The sequence below is a fragment of the Weissella sp. DD23 genome (genome assembly GCF_001579105.1).
GTDB classification, from domain to species: domain Bacteria; phylum Bacillota; class Bacilli; order Lactobacillales; family Lactobacillaceae; genus Weissella; species Weissella cibaria.
Map to the genome: position 1 here is coordinate 1 of NZ_KQ970401.1, position 5,579 is coordinate 5,579.

7 protein-coding genes are annotated in these 5,579 nt (G+C 34.5%); 4 read left to right on the forward strand and 3 right to left on the reverse strand.

Annotated elements, in window-relative coordinates:
- Positions 1–386 precede the first annotated feature (386 nt).
- The 3 genes from WEIDD23_RS11445 to WEIDD23_RS11455 are packed head-to-tail and all read right to left on the reverse strand — an operon-like array spanning position 387 to position 1,254.
- Positions 387–746, reverse strand: coding sequence for a hypothetical protein (locus WEIDD23_RS11445; RefSeq protein WP_010372444.1), 360 nt, complete (start codon positions 744–746; stop codon positions 387–389).
- Positions 747–787: 41 nt separating this feature from the next.
- Positions 788–1,078: a hypothetical protein gene (locus tag WEIDD23_RS11450; RefSeq protein ID WP_043710996.1), complete on the reverse strand. Its 291-nt coding sequence runs from the start codon at positions 1,076–1,078 to the stop codon at positions 788–790.
- Positions 1,075–1,254: a hypothetical protein gene (locus tag WEIDD23_RS11455; protein WP_062359052.1), complete on the reverse strand. Its 180-nt coding sequence runs from the start codon at positions 1,252–1,254 to the stop codon at positions 1,075–1,077. The genes WEIDD23_RS11450 and WEIDD23_RS11455 overlap by 4 nt, the downstream gene beginning before the upstream one ends.
- A gap of 295 nt (positions 1,255–1,549) precedes the next feature.
- Between WEIDD23_RS11455 and WEIDD23_RS11460 the strand changes: the two genes are divergently transcribed.
- From WEIDD23_RS11460 to WEIDD23_RS11475, 4 genes are all read left to right on the forward strand, one after another.
- Positions 1,550–3,400: a heavy metal translocating P-type ATPase gene (locus WEIDD23_RS11460; RefSeq protein WP_062359053.1), complete on the forward strand. Its 1,851-nt coding sequence runs from the start codon at positions 1,550–1,552 to the stop codon at positions 3,398–3,400.
- 63 nt (positions 3,401–3,463) lie between these two features.
- Positions 3,464–3,700 (forward strand): heavy-metal-associated domain-containing protein, encoded by a 237-nt coding sequence (locus tag WEIDD23_RS11465; protein ID WP_010372439.1) that lies wholly within the window; start codon positions 3,464–3,466, stop codon positions 3,698–3,700.
- Position 3,701: 1 nt separating this feature from the next.
- Positions 3,702–4,253 (forward strand): Dps family protein, encoded by a 552-nt coding sequence (locus WEIDD23_RS11470; protein WP_010372438.1) that lies wholly within the window; start codon positions 3,702–3,704, stop codon positions 4,251–4,253.
- Between the two features lie 16 nt (positions 4,254–4,269).
- Entirely contained in the window at positions 4,270–4,962 is a 693-nt protein-coding gene (locus WEIDD23_RS11475) for a Crp/Fnr family transcriptional regulator (RefSeq protein WP_057895208.1), read from the forward strand.
- Positions 4,963–5,579: the final 617 nt, after the last annotated feature.

Here is a 5,579-nt window from a genome sequence, read left to right on the forward strand (position 1 = left end):
ATAAAAGGCTTACAAAGAGCTTTTTATGGCGTTTTATTCGTTATAGGTGTTTTTTTGCGCAGATTAAAGTTAATGCCTTACTAACCAAGAACATTTTATCTACATACGAGTTTAACGTATCAATAAACAATCAAATCACTAGTCTATTCTGAATAATCATATGACTCAAAACAGTAATGACTAGTCATTTTATTAAATAGCCATAAGATCACAAAATAATGGCATTAAATCTTAAAAAAAGCTGAATGTACAAGCAATTATTTACAAGAATCATAACCGAATGAAATGAGGGCAATGCGCACTTACACTCTTGACACCTGTCAATAGTAGTTTGCCAAAGATTTCATCCTTGGTTTTTCCTTGTATCAGAAGGCTAACGCCAACCATTAATTAATCACATTATGCAGGATCCAATGGCTATAAGATAACCGGGCACTCATCGTAATTAACCACGGATGATTGACTTCGAAAATTTGTATTTCCGTTTCTAAGTACAGGAGTGTTTTACCATGATTAAAAGTTAAGATCGGTGCTGGAAAATCAGGTCTGGTCGCAACCTGATGTACGCTTTGCCGTGAGTTCATCTCCCAACGTTCTTTTAGATCTTCTCGTGATAAAAGTTTTGGTAACTGCTCTTTCTCAACTAACACTTGTTTTGTGAGTTGTGCCGTTAATTCTTCCTTAGCCGCATTGGGATGCCAATCATTTAAAATATCATATGCGTTATTACCTAAATCTAATTCCATGAATAGTCCTCCTAATGTGTCATGGTTACAAGACAAAATATTCACCGCGGATAGTAAACTTTACTATCATCGCCATGAAATACTTCAATGCTCAGATGGTAATAATTATCATAGATACCAGCTTGATACATCGCTTCCGTGATGTTGTGTAGCATGGGCGGTTCTAAGATACGTTCACGTAGCAACCAGAAATGTTCATTATCATTTTGAATAAACACACAGCACCGTTTATCTCTCACATTAAACACGCGGATTTCACGGCCGTCATCATAGCGAATAATAGCTTGTAAGGCTAAATTATCATTGGTCATGTACTCATCAAAATTAGTCATGATTCATCACCAAAATAATGATCCAGTAGTAGATAACCCAGTAGGTCAGTATCACCAGTATTATCCATGGTTGCATCAAAGGCATCTGCAAAATAAGTCTGGCTAGCTGTATCAGTGCCTTGTTTATCGGACGCTGTAATGATGTTGTCTAATTGTGCCTTAGTAATCCTAGTCATTAAAAATACCTCCATGGTGGTGCCAAAATGAACAAATACGGTCTAATTTAGGGAGATTAGTTGGTGTTATTACCCAAAATCAATTTGATCTAACATTGTTTCTCGACTTGCTTGATCTAACCCCAGATAAGTCAGTGTCATAGCCTCCCTTGAATGATTCAATAAGTGCATGACAAAGCCAATATTATAATATTTTTACTTATTTAGAACTATTTCATAAACTTGATGGACGTCAAGTTTATATCTCCCAAAAGCTAATACACTTTAGTTGAACTAAAATTAAGGGAGAAATCATATGCAACATAATATTCTTAAATATAAAAATAAAATTACTAGTATCAGTGGCTTACTCATTGCTTTAGCACTAATCGCACACTTTATTTTTGCCAATACAACAATTTCTAATAGTGCTTTTATTATAGCTTCTATATTAGGCGTTACCCCCATTTCTTTACAGGCTTATCAGGCTATGAAAGTAAAAGTAGTAAGTATTGATGTTTTAGTAACGATAGCGGTCATTGGTGCTCTCTTTATTCAAAATTATGAAGAATCAGCAATTGTTACTTTTTTATTTTTGTTTGGATCATATTTAGAACAACGAACACTTAACCAAACACGATCAGCTATTAAAGAGTTGACGGAAATGGCTCCAGAAACTGCTTTTAAGCAATTGACAGGGGGACAATTTGCAGAAGTAGATATTGATGAAGTAGAAGAAGGGGATATTCTCCTAGTAAAGACTGGTGCCAAGATTCCCGTAGATGGTAGGGTAACTACTGGAAAAGGATATGTAAATGAGGCTAATATCACAGGTGAATCTTTACCTTTAAAGAAAGAAAAAGACGATGAAGTATTTGCCGGTACTATTATGGACAACGGTACTATTCAAATAGTGGCTGATAGAGTAGGGGAAGATTCTACATTTGGAAAAATTATTGACTTGGTAGAAGAAGCACAGGATTCTAAATCAGAAGCAGAACGATTCATTGACCAGTTTTCTCGCTGGTATACACCTGCAGTACTTACAATTGGGCTGTTGGTTTGGGTATTAACCAAAGATACAGAACTTGCGATTACCGTATTAGTACTTGGTTGCCCAGGAGCCTTGGTAATTGGTGTACCTGTTTCAAATGTTGCAGGGATAGGAAATGGCGCAAAAAATGGTGTTTTATTTAAAGGTTCTGAAGTGATTAGTCATTTTGCCAATGCAGATACAGTGTTATTCGATAAAACAGGTACCTTAACTGAAGGAAAGCCTGAAGTGAGCGATATTATTTATTATGGAAGTAATCAGGAGGAGGATTTATCTCTATTGCTTTCAGTTGAAAGTGAGTCTGATCACCCATTAGCTGTCGCTATTGTAAATAAATTAGCACAATATAAAGTAAGGCCTATAGAAAATACACAGGTTGTAAAAGGTGGGGGCGTAATTGCTCACGTAGATGGGCACGTTGTTTCAGTAGGAAATAAAACCTTAATGCAACAAGAAAGTATACCGCTATTTGATGATGTTCTTAAAAAATTGAATAAATTAGAAAGAACCGGTAATTCAATTGTATTAACGTCAGTTGATCATAAGTTAATCATGTTAATGGGTATCCGCGACAAAGTTCGACCAGGTGTTAAGCAGGACTTACAAAAATTAAAATCACTTGGTATTAAAAATCTCATTGTATTATCAGGTGATAACCAAGGTACAGTTAATTTAGTTAAAAAGGAACTAGGTTTAACGGAAGCCCATGGTGATATGCTACCAGAGGACAAACAAGCATTTCTAAAAAGACGACAGGACTCGGGTGAAATAGTTGTTTTTATCGGTGACGGCGTTAATGACAGTCCCTCTCTGGCTACTGCAGAGGTAGGTATAGCTATGGGGAATGGAACAGATGTCGCAATTGAAAGTTCAGATATTGTTTTAATGAATTCTAACTTTAACCGCCTTCCTCATGCTTTAGGCCTAGCAAAAGTAACATATGCGAATATGCGACAAAATATTCTAATTGCTGTTGGCGTCGTGATAATACTATTGGTTAGTTTAATATTTAGTGAATGGATGTCTATGTCAATTGGGATGTTGGTTCATGAGGCCAGTATTTTAGTAGTTATTTTAAATGCAATGAGATTAAGAGGTTATCGATTAAGATAATTGATCTATATCAAGTATCTTAAAAAGAATGGCCTATATAATTTATTTAAAGGAGTGATAGATATGACTAAAGCAATATTAAAATTAGAAACATTAACTTGTCCATCATGTTTACAAAAAATCGAACGTGGCTTAAAACAGACTGCTGGTGTAAAAAAAGATTCTGTAAAAGTACTTTTCAATGCGAGTAAGGTAAAAGTGGATTTTGATGAAAATCAGGTCAATTTGAATACAATTGAAAAAGCAATTGAAGACTTAGGATACCCAGTAATTAGTTCAAAAGTAAAGGAAGGTGCATAAAATGACGACGGTAAATGAAAGGCAAGAAAAATTAGCCGCCGAACAAGCATATAAAGAACACATTCATCATACTAAGATTAATTCTGCAGCTGTTACAGATCATATACTTGCTAATATTCATACATTACATGTAAAGTTGCACCAATATCATTGGTATGTAAAAGGCAAAAACTTCTATGCATTGCATAATGTTTTTGAAAATTTATATAACGAGAATGAGGCATGGTTTGATAAAATTGCAGAACGCTTACTAGCTTCAGGATTTAAGCCAGCATCAACAACTACTGAATTTCAAGAATTTACAACGATTTCTGAAGATTCTTCGGAAAAATATTACACTGCTGATGAGATGGTCCTACAGATAGTAGAAGATTTTAGATCTAATCGTGAATTTACTATTCGTGCAATTCGCTTAGCACAAGAAGAAGGAAATGATGCTTTGGAAGATTCACTAATTAGTTATAAAGCTTATTTAGACGTAAATATTTGGCAACTTCAAGCATTTATTAATAAGGATGCCTTAGAAGACGATGACTATATAGATAACGATTAATTAGGAGAAAAACGGTATGGCATACCATAATCATCATAGTCATGTAGATTGTATACGTTTAGTGCCGATTTTCAATCATCTCAATGATGAACAAATGCATCTAATTGCTCAATCAGCGAATGAAGTACAATACGTAAAGAATGAGCTATTATTTAGGTTTGGTGATAAAGATGACACATTATATATCATAAACAATGGACGTGTACGTATTTATAGCCTAAGTGAGTCTGGTCGTGAGCAAACCATACGTATCCTACATCCGGGTGATTTTATGGGGGAAGTTGCTGTTTTACAGACTGAAGGTTATCATTCGAATTATGCTGAAGCAATATCGGAAACAAGTATTTGTAGGATTCATAAAAAGGATTTAGATCAATATTTAGATCGCTATCCAGAAATCATGCGACGAATATTATCGGATATTACAAAACGGCTACAGTTATCAGAAAAACAAACTGTGCAAGTCAGTATTGAACCTGTTGAAGCTCGAATTATTGATTTTCTATCAGAAAATGTTGAAGATGAAAAAAACCATACTTATGTGACTTTACCCATGTCAAAAAAAGATTTGGCTACTTACCTGGGGACAACTCCAGAAACAATAAGCCGTAAGTTCTCATCATTGGAAGAGAGAGGTCTAATTAAACGGCATACCCAAAAATGTGTTGAGATATTTGATTTAGATGAATTATTATTTGTATCAAGTTAAGTTGATTTATACTTAAAAATAAGGATATTGATTTGAATGCATACCAAACATTAATTGAAGTCCAAGCAGTCATTGGTTGATATATCAATTTTTATAATCGCAATCGCATCTCAATTATCACTAAGTAACTGAATAAAAATAGTCCAATTATTCAGTATGCTTTTGATGTAATTATCCAAAATCAATTTGATCTAACATCGTCTCTTTTCATACAGAACACTACCCGCGTTTGCAAGCTGGGGTCAGTTAAAATTAACGAATCTAGAAAATCGAATTTTTCAACTACCAGGTAAGGTTATTCGACTAAAAATTGAAAATGAAGCGTTAATATTATTACCATTGATTCATCAACGAACCAATAACTCGAGGTGCAATTTAAATTGGTAGATATACTAAATATTCTTCAATTGCAGAAAGTACATTACTGGATGTGAAGTTTAAAAAGACGGACCCGGATGAACGACTTTGCTTGCCTAACCAATTATATTTAACTGTCATAATCTAAGGCAATGCGTATAATATGCCCTATAATCCACATATAACTACGTTGATTTCTGCGACAACATAGTTATATACACAAAAAAGCTAGTCACGATCCAACAAATGGGCGTGACTAG

What these genes read in the sequence shown, in the direction of transcription:
- WEIDD23_RS11445 (WP_010372444.1), bottom strand. Translation starts at nt 746, where the DNA reads ATGGAATTAGATTTAGGTAATAACGCATATGATATTTTAAATGATTGG.
- WEIDD23_RS11450 (WP_043710996.1), bottom strand. Translation starts at nt 1,078, where the DNA reads ATGACTAATTTTGATGAGTACATGACCAATGATAATTTAGCCTTACAA.
- WEIDD23_RS11455 (WP_062359052.1), bottom strand. Translation starts at nt 1,254, where the DNA reads ATGACTAGGATTACTAAGGCACAATTAGACAACATCATTACAGCGTCC.
- WEIDD23_RS11460 (WP_062359053.1), top strand. Translation starts at nt 1,550, where the DNA reads ATGCAACATAATATTCTTAAATATAAAAATAAAATTACTAGTATCAGT.
- WEIDD23_RS11465 (WP_010372439.1), top strand. Translation starts at nt 3,464, where the DNA reads ATGACTAAAGCAATATTAAAATTAGAAACATTAACTTGTCCATCATGT.
- WEIDD23_RS11470 (WP_010372438.1), top strand. Translation starts at nt 3,702, where the DNA reads ATGACGACGGTAAATGAAAGGCAAGAAAAATTAGCCGCCGAACAAGCA.
- WEIDD23_RS11475 (WP_057895208.1), top strand. Translation starts at nt 4,270, where the DNA reads ATGGCATACCATAATCATCATAGTCATGTAGATTGTATACGTTTAGTG.